Raw genomic sequence first — 14,725 nt, forward strand, 5'->3', positions numbered from 1 at the left:
TCGATAGCTCTGCCGGCAGGGGCTTCGCCGCATCCGGGCGAAGCCACGCCGGTGATCATCAGCCTGTGATCAGCAAGAAGCCTCGCCTGCCAACGCATCCAACCCAAGACGAAAATGGGTCAGTGCAACTCGGCATCAAATCAGTTAGTCCTGACACGCATGCGAACCATCAGACTGGAAAACTCGTGTCACGTATTAGAACTTCCATCCGTAAGAGAGGAATTCGTATGACGACACCAACACCGGACCAACGAAAGCAATCGGAAGGCCTTGTGCGGCTAGCACGGCCGGTAGGGCCGCGGCCGCTTCCGACTGGGTCAGAGGGCTTGGTGCAGGATCCACGGCCGCTTGGGGCAGAGGCGGAAGGCCTTGTGCGGCTAGCACGGCCGGTAGGGCCGCGGCCGCTTCCGACTGGGTCAGAGGGCTTGGTGCAGGATCCACGGCCGCTTGGGGCAGAGGCGGAAGGCCTTGTGCGGCTAGCACGGCCGGTAGGGCCGCGGCCGCTTCCGACTGGGTCAGAGGGCTTGGTGCAGGATCCACGGCCGCTTGGGGCAGAGGCGGAAGGCCTTGTGCGGGAGGTGGGACCGGTCGGGTCGCCGCTGCGTCCGGCGGAGCCGGAAAGCTTTCAACCTGCTTCTGTCGCTTTCGCCGCCGCGCTGAGATCGTCCGTTTCTATTCAAATTGATGTGACTGTCAGCGGCCCGTCAGTGCTCCCGCCATCTGGCGTCAACGTATCAGTGCAGGGCCGTTCTGCTGGCCGCTGAGATTCCATACAAGTCCACGAAGCCTTTAGCTAGGCTCATACGAGTTTGGCTAGTCGAACTGGCGAATACGGGTGCGGCTTTACCGCAATGACTCCACGATACTACGATAGGGCGAGTCAAGCCCTCCCTATCCCGAAACGCCAGTGAGCGCGGCGGGACCCATCCGCGGGGCCTAACCACGTTCACGGGACTTGTCCAGTACTGAGCCTTTTCCAACCTCCGTCCCATGTGGGCCGAGTGGGCGTTGGACGGCAAGGAGCTCCTGGTAGGACCCGAGTTGGCTCAAGTCAGTGCGCACTGCTGATTTCCAGCTGGCTCAACCCCGCTGTAGCGAGGTGATGTCGTCTGCGACGCGTCTCGCGCGCTTGGCGCAGTTGACTACTCGCTGCAACTGACGGTCATGCTGCCTGGTTAGGTTCGAAGACCCGCCATTTACCAGGATCCGGCGTGGCGCAGCCTCTCCTGTCGCCGGGTCAGTGTTCGGCTGTGTGGATCACGGAGTTGAGAACCGTCGGTGCGTGAGTACCCGTGCACTTAAAGAGAGGCACCCCAGGCCAGCGATGAGGAGGAGCTCGTCATGACCGGACCTTCACCCAGCGCGGGAGGGCTAGGAAGTTCTGGCGAATGGTTGGTCGTCGAGGCTATGGACAACGCCCGAGAGATCGTCTTCACCGACCGCGGCACCACACTGTTGCCAGAACAGCAGGCCACGATCGACGACATCGCCAAGGCGGCGGTCCAGATCGCGCTGCAGCGACACGCGAAGGGCGACTCGCTGCCTCGATTCTTCATCAGCGGCTTCGGCGACGCGAATGAGATTGGCCTCGCGCGTGCCGGGGCTGTGAGCGACTACCTGAAGCAACGGCTGCGAAGTGAGCTGGACGAGACCCAGAGCACGCAGCATTCGGTCGTTACAGCGGACAACTTCACCATCATCGCCGGCGCCGCGCACGATTCGCAGGAAGGACCGACGAACCGCGTCCACGTGGAAACGGAAGTCCCTCCGGAGACGCTGAAAAGCACAGAGTCGAAGGTGCTGACCGACTACAAGACCACCGGTCCAGCGCCGTTCACCAGCTGGCATCGTCCGAAGCTCGTCGAGGTCGAGGATTATCCAGGTGTCCGGCTGGAACAGGGCCGGACACAGGACTCGAAGCCGCCGCTGCGGGTGTCGGACGACGGCACCCTGGCGATCAGCGAAGCTGAGGGCTTCCACCAGGAGGTGTACGCAGCGCCGGAGGTGGTGACGGAGGCGAACGCGAAGCTGACCGCGGTGGACAGTGGGGTGCGTCTGGAGTTCGTCGAGGGCACGACGGTCAGCTTGGTCAAGGAAGGGCAGCCGGTCATCCTCGGGAAGGTGCGTCCCGTCTTCCTCACCGGCGAGCTGCCCCCAGACGTGTGCCGGGACTTCGCCGCCACTGTGCTCGGTGGTGAGCCGGACGTCTTCGTGTTTACCGACGGCACCACCGGCGTGCACGAGCTGGCGCCGACCAGTACCAAGGACAGTCAAGAGATCACCGGTACCCACCATCTCGCGGAAGCGATGACGGCTGCGGCGAAGCAGATGTCTGGGTCGGATCAGCTCGACGTGACGTGGGCGGCGCGGCAGGTGGCCAAGGACACCCGACCGAAGGGCGGTCTTGACGGCGCTCCGCTGCCCGGCCGGCAGTACGGATCGATGCAGCGCGCCAACCCGACTAACCGGTACCAGCGCAATCGGCTCGACAACGTGGCTAAGGCACTCGGCGTCAACCAGCACGCCAAGGCTGGCGTGGGCAGCGGCTACACGATCACCAGCATTACCGCCGCAGACGAGAACGGGAAGCGGACCGACAGGAATTTCGCCCGGTTGGGGCCCGTGGAAACCACCTGGGGATACCACTTCGCGGGAGTCGTGCTCGAAAGTGCGGACGGCGGCACCCACGTCACCCTGGAGAACATTCGGCACGACGCGCGAAACCACACCACGATCATGGCCGCGGTGGAACAGAACCTCGCCCGGTATGCCGGTAATTTCGACACCCTGGCCCAGCAGCTGAGCGAGAGATTGACGAATGCCGAGAAGGACGAGATTCCGCCCCTGCAGACACAGCTGAAGCTGGCGACAGCGCTCGGCGAACTGGAGCGGCTTCGCGCTATCCCGAATGTGGATCAGGACGAACTAGAGCTAGCCGAGATGAGTGCCAAGGACGCGATGACCAGGGCATCCACGCTGCTGGAGCCCCGTGGTCTCTGGATGTTCCAGATGTACGGCACGGCCGAACGCAGCTTCCACAACGTGCGGAGCCGGCTCGACGTCGAGCAGCCAGGGGCCATGATCAATCCGATGACGACGGTCGTGCTCGGCGGGCATCAACTGCCGGACCGAGACATCCAGTTCACCGGCGATTCGACCACGGTGGACACAGTGGCCCAAAATGTGCTCCAGGCACAGGCCAAGTCCCTTGCTCGAGTCTGCCTGTGGCGCAAGGCACACGGGCTACCGATGCCGACAGTGACCGTCACCGGCGACGGCAACGGCCTCACGCAACGCTTCCAGCTTGGCGGCCCTCGCGCGACGGCCGCCGCCACCGTCCTCCGCGAGGAGCTCGACAACCAGCTGCGGCGCCTGCAACCCGACGTCACGAAGCCGATGACGGCTGCGGACATCAACTTCAAGATCGGCATGGCCACCGGCGAATTCGCGCCAGCATCACCGAAGCTGTCGGCCAACCTGATCGACTGGAAGCGTCAGCGGGCAACCGTGCAATTCCGCTACGACACGCCCCACCAGGCGACCGGACCGAGGTCGCCGCTGTCGATCACGCTCAAGATGAAATCAATGTTCGGCACCGACAGTTCCGGTCTGGCCGTCTCGCCCATATCACGAACGGACATGACCGACAAGCAATCCAACGAACCCACTGTTTCAGCACAGGATTCACCTACCGGCACTTCGACGAGCATCCAGCTGCCGAATCGTCCGATTTCAGAGCAACCGTCGACAGCCGCGTACGCCAAAATGAGGTCGATGGACGGAAATGACAGCACTCCGACGAACGTACAGGTGACAGTCAAGCCAGCTACGCCACGCCATCCGACTACACCGCAGGGCAGGACTCCCTGGGTGTAAGGACTCCCCACGCGTGTGTCAGTTGAGCTGCGGCTTGCCCACCGCAGGTCGAAGGTGCTGCCGTTGACGGACAGGCCCCTTGATGTGCGGCTCGCCAGCCCACGTGCCTCAGCGCAACATTGGCGACCTTCCGCCCCGCGTCGACCAGATCCAGCACTTTCCGCTGGAACTCTGGTCGATACCCACGCCGTCCTATACCACTCCTTCATCAGGGTGGCACAAGAATCCAACAACCCGACTCCGGAAAATCCAGGGTTCTCCGCATTCGTTGCCCTACTGTTACCTGCGACCCTGCCTCTGACGCCCTCCTACCCAGGTAGGAGGGCGTCAGAGGTTCGAAAGGGGACTTCCCGGCCCCGTACCTGGCACTTTCCTGGGGAGGGCCATCCGAGCGAAGGACATGCTAGGGAGCGAGATTCAGGCACGTGGCCTACGTGCGGTGTGTTCCGCCTGCTGCTCCTACCTACCGTGCGGGTTGCGTGCGGCACCCTTCTCTACAGCGGCAGGTGCCAGGTCCGATCCGCCTGTGCCAGCGACACGACCTGCTGGCCGTTGATCCCGATCGTGATCGTGAAATCCTCCGGCGAGGGTTGGTCGAGACGCTGCCAGAGCGCGTGAGCGGCCTCCAGTTCGTCCCACAGGCGGCGCTCACCTCCCTGGGTGACGGGGTAGTCGGTGCCGGTGCCGAGTTCCACGCGTGCCCATGCCTGGCTGTCCGGGTGGATGACACAAAAGAAACTCGGGCCATCCTCGAACGCGACCGGCGCGTTCAGTGCTCCTGAAAGGGTCAACTGGGCAAAGAAGGCGAACGCGGGCTGTCGGAAAATGCCGGGGTCGAGGTTCGTCGTTCGGCTTTCTCCTCGGGCACCTGCGACGCGGCCCGTCAACCCGCCCAGTTCGCTGAAGCTGCGGCAGGGCTGCTCCGGGCTTCTCAACGGCATGAAGCTAACGGATTCGGGCAAAAACCGGCCGTGGGCCGACTGATCGGCAGTCACGGTCAGGCGGGCTAGGTTGCCAGCGAAGCTGCCCCGAATATCGATGAGGATGACACCACCTGGGCGTAGTTGGCCCAGCCAGGCGGGAGGGATCTCCCGCGCCGACGCCGTGGCGATCAGGCGGTCGTACGGCGCTCGTTGTTCATAGCAGAGGTAGCCGTCAGCCACCGCAAGCGTGGGTGTCAGGCCAAGCAACGTCAACCGTTCGCGTGCCTGGGCAACGTGCGTCGGATTGATATCGACTGAGGTGATGGCGTCTGACCTCAGGCGTTTCGCGAGCAGTGCCGCGTTCCATCCGGTGCCGGTACCGATTTCCAGCACCGTCTGTCCTTCTGCCACCTGGAGCGCCTCCAGCATGATGGCGACCACGGACGGGGCCGAACACGAACTCGTGGGCACGTCATCGGCATCGAAATCGGTCAGTAGGGAATCGTTGCGGTAGACCGCGCGCAGCCAGGCTTCCCGTTGTGCCGCATCGGTTCCATCTATTGTGCCGCCGCCGGAACTCTGTAGCAGGCGAAACCGGGACGCGAACAGATGCCGGGGCGGGCGCGGGACAGTTGGTCGGCTTTATGCTGGGACGTGTCATCAAATCTGATGTCGGCCATTCTGTCTCTCCTTCCGTCAACAGGTCGGCGATGGCTGCCGCAATGGGGAGCCCGGTCGCTGCCTCGATCCAACCCCACTGCCCGGCGGGGTTGAGATCAACAAAATAGTACCGATCATCGGCCGTCACGACGAAGTCAGCGGCGGCAAACGTCAATCCGAGCCGACGCAGCAACAAGAGCAATGCCGTTTCCACGGCTGGCGGAAGATGGGTGCATTCGTAGCGCAACGACGTGTAGTCCGCGCGCCAGTCCAGCCGCCCGCGAGAAGATGCGTCAGCAATGATTTCCGTCGCGAAGATTTGACTACCCACCACCGTGGCCCGCACATCCCGCACCTTCGGCACCCGCTCCTGGAATTGGTGCGCGGTCAGCGCTACCCGACAGTCTGCCATGTCGGCCCTGCTGACATCGGTAGTGTAGACAAGAGACATCAGGTGGCCGTCGGTCACCGACGCCGAGGCGAGTGTCTTATAGATAACCGAGGGGCCCAAATATTCGTGGTGGCTGTCGGAATCCTCGGGAACGTTCGTGATAACGGTCCGCGGCACGTCCAGCCCGCTTGCTGCTGCCATGGCGAGTTGCCAGGGCTTGTATTCGGCATCAGCGACTCGGGAGGGGTGATTTATCCAGAAGCATGGCAGGCTCATTATTGAGCTGAAAGTGATCGTTTGCCTGTAAGTTGATCACTCGTGATCGAGGTCGAGGACGCCCGTCGGTTGTCTCCTGCGGAGCGGGAGGTGCTGCGGTTGCGGGTGGTGGCCGCGTTGGAGTCCGGGAAGGTGGCGGGCTATCGGCAGGCGGCGGAGGTGTTCGGCGTCTCGCAGCGCTCGGTGGGCACCTGGTGGCGGGCCTATCAGCGGGATGGTCGTGACGGGCTGGCCGCGCGGCGGGAGCGGCGTCCCGGTCCGCCGGAGCTGATCAGTGCCGAGGGGCGCGGCACGCTGTTCACCGCGATGGCCGACTACACCCCGAGGAACTCCTCATCGGCGGTCCACTGTGGACACGACTGGCGGTCGTGGAGCTGATCCGCGTGGTCATCGGCGTGGTGATGACCGAGCAGGGCGCAGGGCTGTGGTTGCGCCGGCACGGGTTCAGCCCGCAGCGGCCCGCGAAGCGGGCCTATGAACAGCAGCCAGCCGCGATGCGGGCGTGGCTGGACGAGGAGTATCCGGCGATCGCGGCACGCGCCAAGACCGAGAACGCCATGGTGGTGTGGGCCGACCAGACCGGGCTGCGCTCGGACACGGCCCTGCCCGGCCGGTCGTGGGCGCCGAAGGGGCGCACGCCGGTGGTGCGGGTGACCGGCAAGCGGCTGCGGGTCAACGTCATGTCCGCGGTCTCGGCGAAGAGCGCGTTGTGGTTCACCGTGTTCCTCGGCCGGTTCACCGCGCCGGTGTTCACCGCGTTTCTGGACCGGCTGGCACGCCACGCCGGGCGGAAGGTGCACGTGATCGTCGACCGGCACCCGGTCCACCGCAGCAAGGCCGTGCGGCAGTGGCTGGACGCCAACGCCAAGCGGCTCGAGCTGCACCTGATGCCCGGCTACAGCCCGGAGCTGAACCCGGACGAGCTGCTCAACGCCGACCTCAAGCGCAACGTGCACGCCTCACGCGTGCACACCGCCGACCAACTCGCCCACGACACCCGCCGCTTCCTGCACCGCCGCCAGCGCCAGCCACACCTCGTCCGCGGCTACTTCCGAGCCCGCCACACCGCCTATACGATCATGTAGGCAACCAAATAGTTTCGCCTCAATATAAATGCGTTCGGTTGCAAAGGTGCCGTCTGGCTGCTGCGCTCAATTCTGATCAGCGAGTCAGCAGCTCCGGCGTCGTGGCAAGTACAGACCGAACTCGGTCGAGCCGATCGAGCCACCACGTGGTTCGTTCCGGGTCGGTGTGGCGAACCGATTCCCATGCCTCCAGGTCGACAGCGAGCGGCGCTGTTGGGACTGGAAGGGAGCCCTCGACAGGACGGAGTGAAGCCTCCACGCCTACGGTGTCGCCCTTCAAGAGCGAGAGGGTCCCAAGCCCACACGCAAAGTCCAGGTGCGGTAGCGCCCCGGCGAGCGCAAGTTGGGCACCCAGCCCAACGCTCGTTTCGAGTGCGGACGAGACTGCGCAAGGAAGTCCCGCGGCCTCAGCGATCCTCATTGCGCGACGCACCCCGCCCAGGGGAGTGCACTTGATGACCGCGACATCGGCGGCACCCGCGACGGCAACCCGCATCGGGTCGTCGGCACGCCTGATTGACTCGTCTGCGGCGATCAGCGGGTTCACCTGTCGGCGTACTTCTGCCAACTCCTCGATCGTTTTGCACGGCTGCTCGACGTACTCCAGGCCGCCTGCTGCCTTGTCCAGTAGCGCGATGTGCTTCACGGCGGTCTCGACGTCCCAGACACCGTTGGCGTCAACGCGGACGTGTCCATTCGCGCCGAGTGCGTCACGAACAGCTTCGACCCGCGCGAGGTCCTCAGCGAGTGAGTCCGGGTGGTCCGCCACCTTGATCTTCGCTGTGGCACAGCCGGAGGTGCGGGCGATCTCGTGCGCCCGTTCAGGGCCAACAGCGGGGACGGTGCAGTTGATCGGGATCTTGTCTCGGACGGCGGTCGGCCAACCGATGGTGCATTGCTCCACCGCAGTGGCTAGCCACGATGCTGATACCTGGTCGTCGTAGTCGTCGAACGGGCAGAACTCTGCCCAACCAGCGGGACCTTCAAACAGAACGCCTTCGCGAACGGTGATTCCCCGGAACCTTGTGGTCATGGGGATCGCGTACACGCGGGCGTTGGCGAAGTCGATGTCGTCAAGCATCAGTGGTTGTCGTCCTAGGCGTGAGCGGCATGTGCGAGGAAAGGGCTGAGGCGATCGGTGAACTCAGCGAGAACACGGGAGCTGGAGCAGTGCGGCGTGACAACTCGACTGAGTCCGCGGAGCCGGTCGATCGTCCTGGTCGAGGACACGTCCGCAGCAGCCCGCATTGCCTGGTTGCCGAACTCGGCAGCCTGATCGTGGTCGCGTAGTGCCATCTGTGCGAGCGCGAGGTCAGTGAGGACGAACGACCTGCTGCGCACTCGCCACGGTTCGTATTGATCGAGCGCTTGTCGGATCAGCTTGGTGCCTGCGGCGACATCGCCTGTGTCCCGCAGGCAGCGACCGAGATCAGCGGCGAGTTCGGCCTCCGAGTAGAAGGCCAGCCACTCGGGCTCTTCGCCAGGCCTGGAGCTTGCGTAGTGCTGCTCCGCTTCGCGCACTGCTCGTTGAGTCTCGCGGACGTCACCGAGAAGTGCGTGCGCCCGAGCTTCGACGGCAGAGAGCAGCGTGCTCAACGCCGGCGTGCTTCTGCCATCTGCGACGTGTCGACCAGCGCGGGAAAGGGCCACCGCGAGTTGCCCGTTCCTCAAACGAACGTCGTCGCTTGTGGCGCTGTGACCGAGCTGGACAGCCATTCGGCTCATGTGGGACAGCACATTGGCCGCGTAAGGCTTGTTGCCAGCCTTCATCGATAGGTTCAAGGTCTGGATGTAGTAGCGCTGCGCGAGCGAGTGACGTCCCACGTCCGCGGCCATCGAACCGGCAAGCCATGCGATCTGCGCAACTGCGCTGAGAAGCGCACGTCCTGTGGCTTCCGAGTAAGTGCCGTGCAGCACCGTGTTCGACTCGTCGTGCAGGAGACGGACTACTTGGTCACGGACTCGGCCTGAGCCGTAGCGGTGATCAAGGCGCCGCAGGTGCTTGATGTTCTCCGTGAGGATCTCTACGTCGGCCATACCGACCCGCTTGCCCGCGACTCTCGCCGTCGTGTCGGCCTGGGGGACCGTCATGGCCATGAGCGCTGGTTCGGAAAACGCGGCTGCTGCGAACGCCGAGCCCAGCAAGAACTTTCTGCGGTTCATGTCCCTCCCCGACAGCTCGACGACGGTTCGCACCGTGCCGTCCAGCGTGCCTGAACACTTCAGGCCGTCATGGGGATCGTCCGCCGCAGGAGTGCGATCAGCAAACCCGCTCTCGGTGATCGTGATCTCACGCTGAAGCTGTTTGGAGAGAACGAGGGCCACGAGGCGGGGAACTGGCCGGCGTGGCTCTACTCCTTCAAGCATCCGTCGAACCGACGTCGGAGTGGTGCCTAGGTGGATGCCCTCGCGAGCTCCAGCTTCCTTGACCGCACGAGCGAGAGCAGCGTTGCTCATCTCAGCCTCGCCGAGCAGCGCAGCCAGCGCGGCGTTTCTGCCAGTGGCTCTGCGGTCGGTGCTCATCGTGCTTCACATCCTGACGTCAAGCGGTCGCTCGATGTGACGATCCTCGTACCAGGTTGCCTCATTTGCCAGGTTCCTCGCGAAAGTGACACCCCAGTGAGACCCCTGATCAGCAAGTGCTCGAAGAGACCGGGCCGTAGGACTCCCGCCCCGTTGAGCTGCACGTTTCACTTCCAGTGACAGATCGAGAACCGACAGTCGAACTCCGGAAGCCGTCACCACGTGCTCGGTGACCGGACCCACTGGAGGAAGTTCGATGATGGCCCCGCAGACCGATGAGACACGCGTCGTGCACGCCTCTCCGACAGACGCGCTCCCGGTGCTGCGTTCTGAGGCCGCGAGGTGCACCCCGCATATGGCATCACCGGCCTCCTCGGGGGGTGAGTTGCCTCGTGGCGGCGCGGCGGCAGCTCACCCCCCGATTCCTGCCACCAACCTCTACGCGAGCGGACTCTCCTGGCCCGTGCTCACGAAGGGCGCGAACATCTACCTGCTGTGCGGCCAGCGCGTGGACATCGTCTCGATGCCCAGCGGACTCGCGGGTGATGTCAACAACTCGTTGAGGCTGCTTTGGCTGGACGCGGCCGTCCTGGAGATCGAGGGCACGTCCCGGCGTTGGGCGTTCTTCTGCCAGTCGCCGTCAACCATCACGAACCTGGGAGCGCTGGAACACCACGGCGTTGCGCACTACGGCACGAACGCGCTCTTTCAGCTGCCGTCGAGTCCTTTCTGTAACTCGGAATCGCTTAGCTGGATCTGCCCACCGATAGCGGGAGTATCCGTACTTCCGTCGATTGGCGCGGTTATCTCGTGTGCACAGACGGCCTTGCGGCGATGGTCAGGATCGGATTGCACTGGGGGTAGCCGTGGACGTAGACACGATCTTTAGTCGGCTTCATGAAGCGGGCTTCCTGTCTCTGCCAATGCCGAGTTCGACTGCGCACGACGATGGCCTGTTGTGGTACCGGACCGGGGCGGACCGCATCGACACCCTTGCGACCTGGGGCCTGGCTATTCGGCAGGCTTGCTCGTTCCGCCTACCAGAAACTGGGCTCGTCCGTTTGCGCCGTCGACGGCGATCTTTCGGCAGGTTGGGCCACTGGAAGACGTGGCCAAAGCGCTTCTGGAGTTTGAGTAGCGCCTCGATTTTCCCTGCTGCAGTCGTAACCGGCGGTGGGGAGGAAGTGGAAATAGGCGACGGAAGTCGCCCGGATTAGGAGGACGGCGAGGATGAACCTGACAGGTCAGATTCAGATGGTGGCGGCACCGGACGATGACCCGGAGCTGATGGTCGAGCTCGGCGACGTTGCGGACCTGACGCTCGGAGGCCCTGGGGAGGGCCGCGAGAACAAGCGCCGCGAGGTCGGCTGATCCATTCGTGTGCGTTGGTGCTCGGCGCTGGTGCCCAGCCGGGCACCAGCGCCGCCGGGGGAGGTAACACATGTTCTGGTACGGCGGCTTTCGCGGACCAGCTCAAGCGCGGCGCGAACCGCGGCATTCCAGCAGGATGTGGCTCGACGTCACCGACTGCTGGCTGGTCGGATCACGACAGGAGCAGGAGATCCGAACGGCTCGAACCGCCATCTGGAGCGTTGCCATCGTCGGTTCGTGCGGTGCCTCCGGAGCTGAGGTCGCGCATCTGGCCACGCAAGGCGTACGGGATGAAGTCGCGCGGCGCTGGCCGGGCGCCTACGCCGTGGTCGAGACCACCGACGAGGCCACGACAGTGTGGACTGATCTCGGTGGGGTCTGGCCGATCTACACCCTGGCCGACAATGGGGTCTACTGGGCGTCGAGTTCCCGTGCCTTGGCAGCGTTGACGGCGCAGGAACTCGATACTTACCAGCTCGCCGTCGAACTGCTCGCTCCAGCCGTCGCGCGAATGTCGCACGATCGGTCGATGTTCGCCGGCGTCTCCCTGGTGCCGCCCGGCCACCGCGTGGTTCTGTCCAACACCGGGCATGTGGACGTTCAGCAGGTATGGCGTCCACAGTCGCGTTCAGGAGACCTGACGTTCCGGCTTCGAGCCGAACTGTCGGTGGCCGCGGCAGTGCGGGTGGAGGGCGCGAAGAATCCCACCGTAGACCTGTCGGGAGGACTCGACTCCACCTCCCTGGCTCTGCTCGCGGCCGAGCGCTTGTGTCCTGACAGGACGATCACCGGGGTAACCGTTCACGCCACCGAAGCAACCACAGAGGGGGATCTCGGATACGCTCGTGAAGCTGGGGCGCATCCCGGCATCACGCACCGGTTCATGCCGATCAGCGCCACCGGGTACGAGCCCTACCGTGCTCTTGACACTGTGCCGGTCACCGATGAGCCCGCGCCGTCCACCATCGCGTACAAGCATTTCGCGGCGCAGCTCGACTGGATGCGCGACCAGTTCGGAACCGACTGCCACATGACCGGAGACGGCGGTGACAGCTTGCTGTGCACCGAGCCGATCATGCTGGCCGATCTGGTCGCCAGCCGCCGACTCCGCCGAGCGTGGACCGAATCTGTTGCCTGGGCACGGCTGCGCCGTAGTGCGGTGTGGCCGTTGCTCGCAGACTCTGTTCGCACGGCTCGAAGCGATCGGCCAGCCGCACTTCGGTCGCTTGCTCGCGCGTGGCGCACTGGCCGACCCGGCCGAAACACGTCAGCCGTCAACTGGGTCCCAGCGGCCTTGCAACCGGGCTGGTCCACAGCCGAGGCTCGTGAACTGGCGGCGTCCCTGGTAACCGGCATCGCTGCGCACTCGGCCCCGCTGCCTCGGACGGGCTTCACGTCGCTTGTGGCCGCCGAGGCAATGTCCGCGGTTGGTCGGACGGCGAGGGCAGATGTGCAGATCGCGGAACATCATGGTGTCCCGCTGCACAACCCGTTCCTGGACTCGCGCGTCGTCGATGCGTACCTGTCGATTCCGCTTGATGCCCGGCCCGGCCCTGCTGAGTACAAACCCGTGCTGCGTCGCGCAATGGACGACCTGTTTTCACCTGCGCTTGCGAGGCGTACCACGAAAGGTAGCTTCACCTCTGACTTCTACCAGGGGATGCGGACTAACCTCGACGCGCTGCGCGATCTCGCGGACGGGCATCTCGCAGTCCTGGGTCTGGTCGACCCCGCCAGGCTCCGTCACGAGCTTTCCTCTGCTGCGGCCGGAGTACCGGGCGCGTTCGAGTCTGTCGATCCGGTCATCAGCGCTGAAGCGTGGCTCCGGGCTCTGCATTCAGCAGAACCCGTCGAGTGGTCGACCACGCCGCGAGCCGGAGAAGGTGCTTCGTGATCCGCTACCTCACTGCCCCGGCGCACGTCGTGGCGTGCGATCTTGGCCCGGCCACGGTCGTCGTGAACTACCGCTCCGGCGGCGTACACACACTGATCGGACCGTCGGCCCGGTGGTGGGCGGAAGTGGCCACCACCGGTGATCTGTCCAGGTCGAACGGCCTGGACTCGCGGCCGATGATGGAAGTGTGCGAGCGATTGCGCCAGGCCGAAGTCCTCATCGAGGCGGCGACGCCGACACCGTGGACGGCACCGGTCGCCGGCCAGCCGTGGACCCTGAGTTTCGGTACGCAGGAGGCCCAAGCCGGATGGGCAGTCCCGTCACGTGCACCACGAGGAGCGTTCCTGATTGCGGGGTTCGCCCTGGTGCTGACTTTGGTGGCGCTTCGTGTTGGTCAGCGGCGCACGAGGATGGCGCGGATTCTCCGTTTGCTGAGCTGGGTCAGCAAACGGCCTGCTCAACTGGCCACTGTCGACCACGCAGACGAGGTCCTGAACGCTGTGCGTTGGGTTGCGCTGTTCGTGCCGAGTCGAGTGGCGTGCCTCGAAGAATCTGTTGCCGCCGTGCTCGCGCTGAGCTTCTCCGGACGGCAGGCCACGTGGTGCCACGGCGTGGCCGCAGACCCTATTCGGTTCCACTGCTGGGTGGACGTGAACGGACAGCCCGTCGCGGAGCCCTCGTCAACGCTTCGATACACACCACTGAAAACTGTTCCGGAACGGACCTAAGAGGAGACGATCACCATCAGCGAGAACAACGGCGAGCCGATCATCTGGCTGAGCGACGGCAAGGTTGGACTTGGACCATTCGATGCCGCCTTGGCCGAGTCCTACTGGCGATGGGAGAGCGACCCGCGGGTGCGCGTTGGCTACGGCCAGCAGACCCCTGAATCGCTGGAGGAGCGCATCGCCAACGTCGCGATCCAGGTCAAGAACACGATGCACTCAGCCCGGTTCACCATCTACGACCTGTCGGGCGATGTGCCGGTGCCGGTCGGCACTACGACGCTGGAGATCGACCACCGCCAGCGCACCGCCGAGTTCTTCATCCTGATCGGTCTCGCGGAAAACCGCGGTCGAGGGATCGGCAGCGCCGCGACCCGGCTCACCCTGGACTACGGCTTCTACGTGACGAACCTGCGTTGCATCTATCTGTCGGTGCTGGCGCCCAACGTCGCGGGCGTCAAGGCCTATGAGAAGGCCGGGTTCCGGCAGATCGGTGAGCGTCGTCAGTCCGGCTATTGGGCAGGCGAACCCTGCAACGAAGTGCTGATGGATGTGGTTCCGGCCGACTTCCCCGGTGTGTCGGCTGTGAAGCAGCTGCTTCACGATTCGGAGTAGGCGCGGCCGTGTCACGGCGGCGGGCCCGGTCGCCGAGCGCGGTAGGCCACACGAGCGGGGCTTAGCTCCGGAAGACCTGGCCTGGCTGGGAGAGCCTGATCTGGCAGCCAGGGACCGGAGGGCGGGAGACCGCCCTCCGGCAAGGGCTACAGACCTTGAAGCATCGAGGTCTGGGTGATTCACGGGGGCGGCAGTCCGGTTCCTTTGAGGAATCCGTCGATGAGGCCGTCGGTGTACTGCATCTTCTTGAGGCGGTTCTTCGCCGGGCTGACGTGCTACCGGCCTGGGCAACGCAGCAGGCTCATCTACCGTGCGATGATCCACAAAGGACGTAAAGGAGAGAAGAAGGGCTTCCGCGAGCCCGACTTCGCCGACCTGCTCGACGC

At 64.6% G+C, this 14,725-nt stretch carries 12 protein-coding genes; 7 read left to right on the forward strand and 5 right to left on the reverse strand.

Annotation, left to right across the window (positions count from 1 at the left end):
- Window positions 1-1,341: 1,341 nt before the first annotated feature.
- On the forward strand, window positions 1,342-3,876 hold the full coding sequence (locus tag FKR81_RS42315) for a hypothetical protein (protein ID WP_146361131.1): 2,535 nt from the start codon (window positions 1,342-1,344) through the stop codon (window positions 3,874-3,876).
- A 494-nt stretch (window positions 3,877-4,370) separates the two neighbouring features.
- Here FKR81_RS42315 and FKR81_RS42320 read toward each other — a convergent pair whose 3' ends face one another.
- Window positions 4,371-5,228, reverse strand: a complete 858-nt coding sequence (locus tag FKR81_RS42320) for a methyltransferase domain-containing protein (protein ID WP_328593203.1) — start codon at window positions 5,226-5,228, stop codon at window positions 4,371-4,373.
- 43 nt (window positions 5,229-5,271) lie between these two features.
- Entirely contained in the window at window positions 5,272-6,051 is a 780-nt protein-coding gene (locus tag FKR81_RS45510) for a hypothetical protein (protein WP_235922235.1), read from the reverse strand.
- A gap of 117 nt (window positions 6,052-6,168) precedes the next feature.
- On the opposite strand from FKR81_RS45510, the gene FKR81_RS44705 reads away from it, so the two are divergent.
- Both FKR81_RS44705 and FKR81_RS42325 read left to right on the forward strand, forming a co-directional pair.
- A complete protein-coding gene (locus tag FKR81_RS44705) occupies window positions 6,169-6,504 on the forward strand; it encodes a helix-turn-helix domain-containing protein (RefSeq protein ID WP_222598610.1) in 336 nt (111 codons plus the stop codon).
- Window positions 6,495-7,211: an IS630 family transposase gene (locus FKR81_RS42325; RefSeq protein ID WP_235922236.1), complete on the forward strand. Its 717-nt coding sequence runs from the start codon at window positions 6,495-6,497 to the stop codon at window positions 7,209-7,211. Before FKR81_RS44705 ends, FKR81_RS42325 begins: the two co-directional genes overlap by 10 nt.
- Window positions 7,212-7,287: 76 nt before the next feature.
- Here FKR81_RS42325 and FKR81_RS42330 read toward each other — a convergent pair whose 3' ends face one another.
- From FKR81_RS42330 to FKR81_RS44710, 3 genes are all read right to left on the reverse strand, one after another.
- A complete protein-coding gene (locus FKR81_RS42330; protein ID WP_146361135.1) occupies window positions 7,288-8,292 on the reverse strand; it encodes an o-succinylbenzoate synthase in 1,005 nt (334 codons plus the stop codon).
- A 14-nt stretch (window positions 8,293-8,306) separates the two neighbouring features.
- On the reverse strand, window positions 8,307-9,734 hold the full coding sequence (locus FKR81_RS42335) for a tetratricopeptide repeat protein (RefSeq protein WP_146361137.1): 1,428 nt from the start codon (window positions 9,732-9,734) through the stop codon (window positions 8,307-8,309).
- Window positions 9,735-10,220: 486 nt separating this feature from the next.
- Window positions 10,221-10,382: a hypothetical protein gene (locus tag FKR81_RS44710; protein WP_222598611.1), complete on the reverse strand. Its 162-nt coding sequence runs from the start codon at window positions 10,380-10,382 to the stop codon at window positions 10,221-10,223.
- A 582-nt stretch (window positions 10,383-10,964) separates the two neighbouring features.
- Between FKR81_RS44710 and FKR81_RS42340 the strand changes: the two genes are divergently transcribed.
- From FKR81_RS42340 to FKR81_RS42355, 4 genes are all read left to right on the forward strand, one after another.
- On the forward strand, window positions 10,965-11,105 hold the full coding sequence (locus FKR81_RS42340) for an albusnodin family lasso peptide (RefSeq protein ID WP_146361139.1): 141 nt from the start codon (window positions 10,965-10,967) through the stop codon (window positions 11,103-11,105).
- Window positions 11,106-11,175: 70 nt separating this feature from the next.
- On the forward strand, window positions 11,176-12,999 hold the full coding sequence (locus FKR81_RS42345) for an albusnodin/ikarugamycin family macrolactam cyclase (protein WP_146361141.1): 1,824 nt from the start codon (window positions 11,176-11,178) through the stop codon (window positions 12,997-12,999).
- Window positions 12,996-13,727, forward strand: a complete 732-nt coding sequence (locus tag FKR81_RS42350) for a lasso peptide biosynthesis B2 protein (protein ID WP_222598612.1) — start codon at window positions 12,996-12,998, stop codon at window positions 13,725-13,727. Before FKR81_RS42345 ends, FKR81_RS42350 begins: the two co-directional genes overlap by 4 nt.
- A 48-nt stretch (window positions 13,728-13,775) precedes the next feature.
- Window positions 13,776-14,339 carry a GNAT family N-acetyltransferase gene (locus FKR81_RS42355; protein WP_268891627.1) on the forward strand — a complete coding sequence of 188 codons (564 nt, stop codon included), beginning with the start codon at window positions 13,776-13,778 and terminating at the stop codon, window positions 14,337-14,339.
- Window positions 14,340-14,725: the final 386 nt, after the last annotated feature.

This window comes from Lentzea tibetensis (assembly GCF_007845675.1).
Lineage (GTDB): Bacteria > Actinomycetota > Actinomycetes > Mycobacteriales > Pseudonocardiaceae > Lentzea > Lentzea tibetensis.

Bases quoted from the DNA above. Each gene is read 5' to 3' on its own strand.
- FKR81_RS44710 (WP_222598611.1), bottom strand. From the start codon at position 10,382: ATGGTTGACGGCGACTGGCAGAAGAACGCCCAACGCCGGGACGTGCCC.
- FKR81_RS42330 (WP_146361135.1), bottom strand. From the start codon at position 8,292: ATGCTTGACGACATCGACTTCGCCAACGCCCGCGTGTACGCGATCCCC.
- FKR81_RS42335 (WP_146361137.1), bottom strand. From the start codon at position 9,734: ATGAGCACCGACCGCAGAGCCACTGGCAGAAACGCCGCGCTGGCTGCG.
- FKR81_RS42315 (WP_146361131.1), top strand. From the start codon at position 1,342: ATGACCGGACCTTCACCCAGCGCGGGAGGGCTAGGAAGTTCTGGCGAA.
- FKR81_RS42345 (WP_146361141.1), top strand. From the start codon at position 11,176: ATGTTCTGGTACGGCGGCTTTCGCGGACCAGCTCAAGCGCGGCGCGAA.
- FKR81_RS42320 (WP_328593203.1), bottom strand. From the start codon at position 5,228: ATGCTGGAGGCGCTCCAGGTGGCAGAAGGACAGACGGTGCTGGAAATC.
- FKR81_RS42340 (WP_146361139.1), top strand. From the start codon at position 10,965: ATGAACCTGACAGGTCAGATTCAGATGGTGGCGGCACCGGACGATGAC.
- FKR81_RS45510 (WP_235922235.1), bottom strand. From the start codon at position 6,051: ATGGCAGCAGCAAGCGGGCTGGACGTGCCGCGGACCGTTATCACGAAC.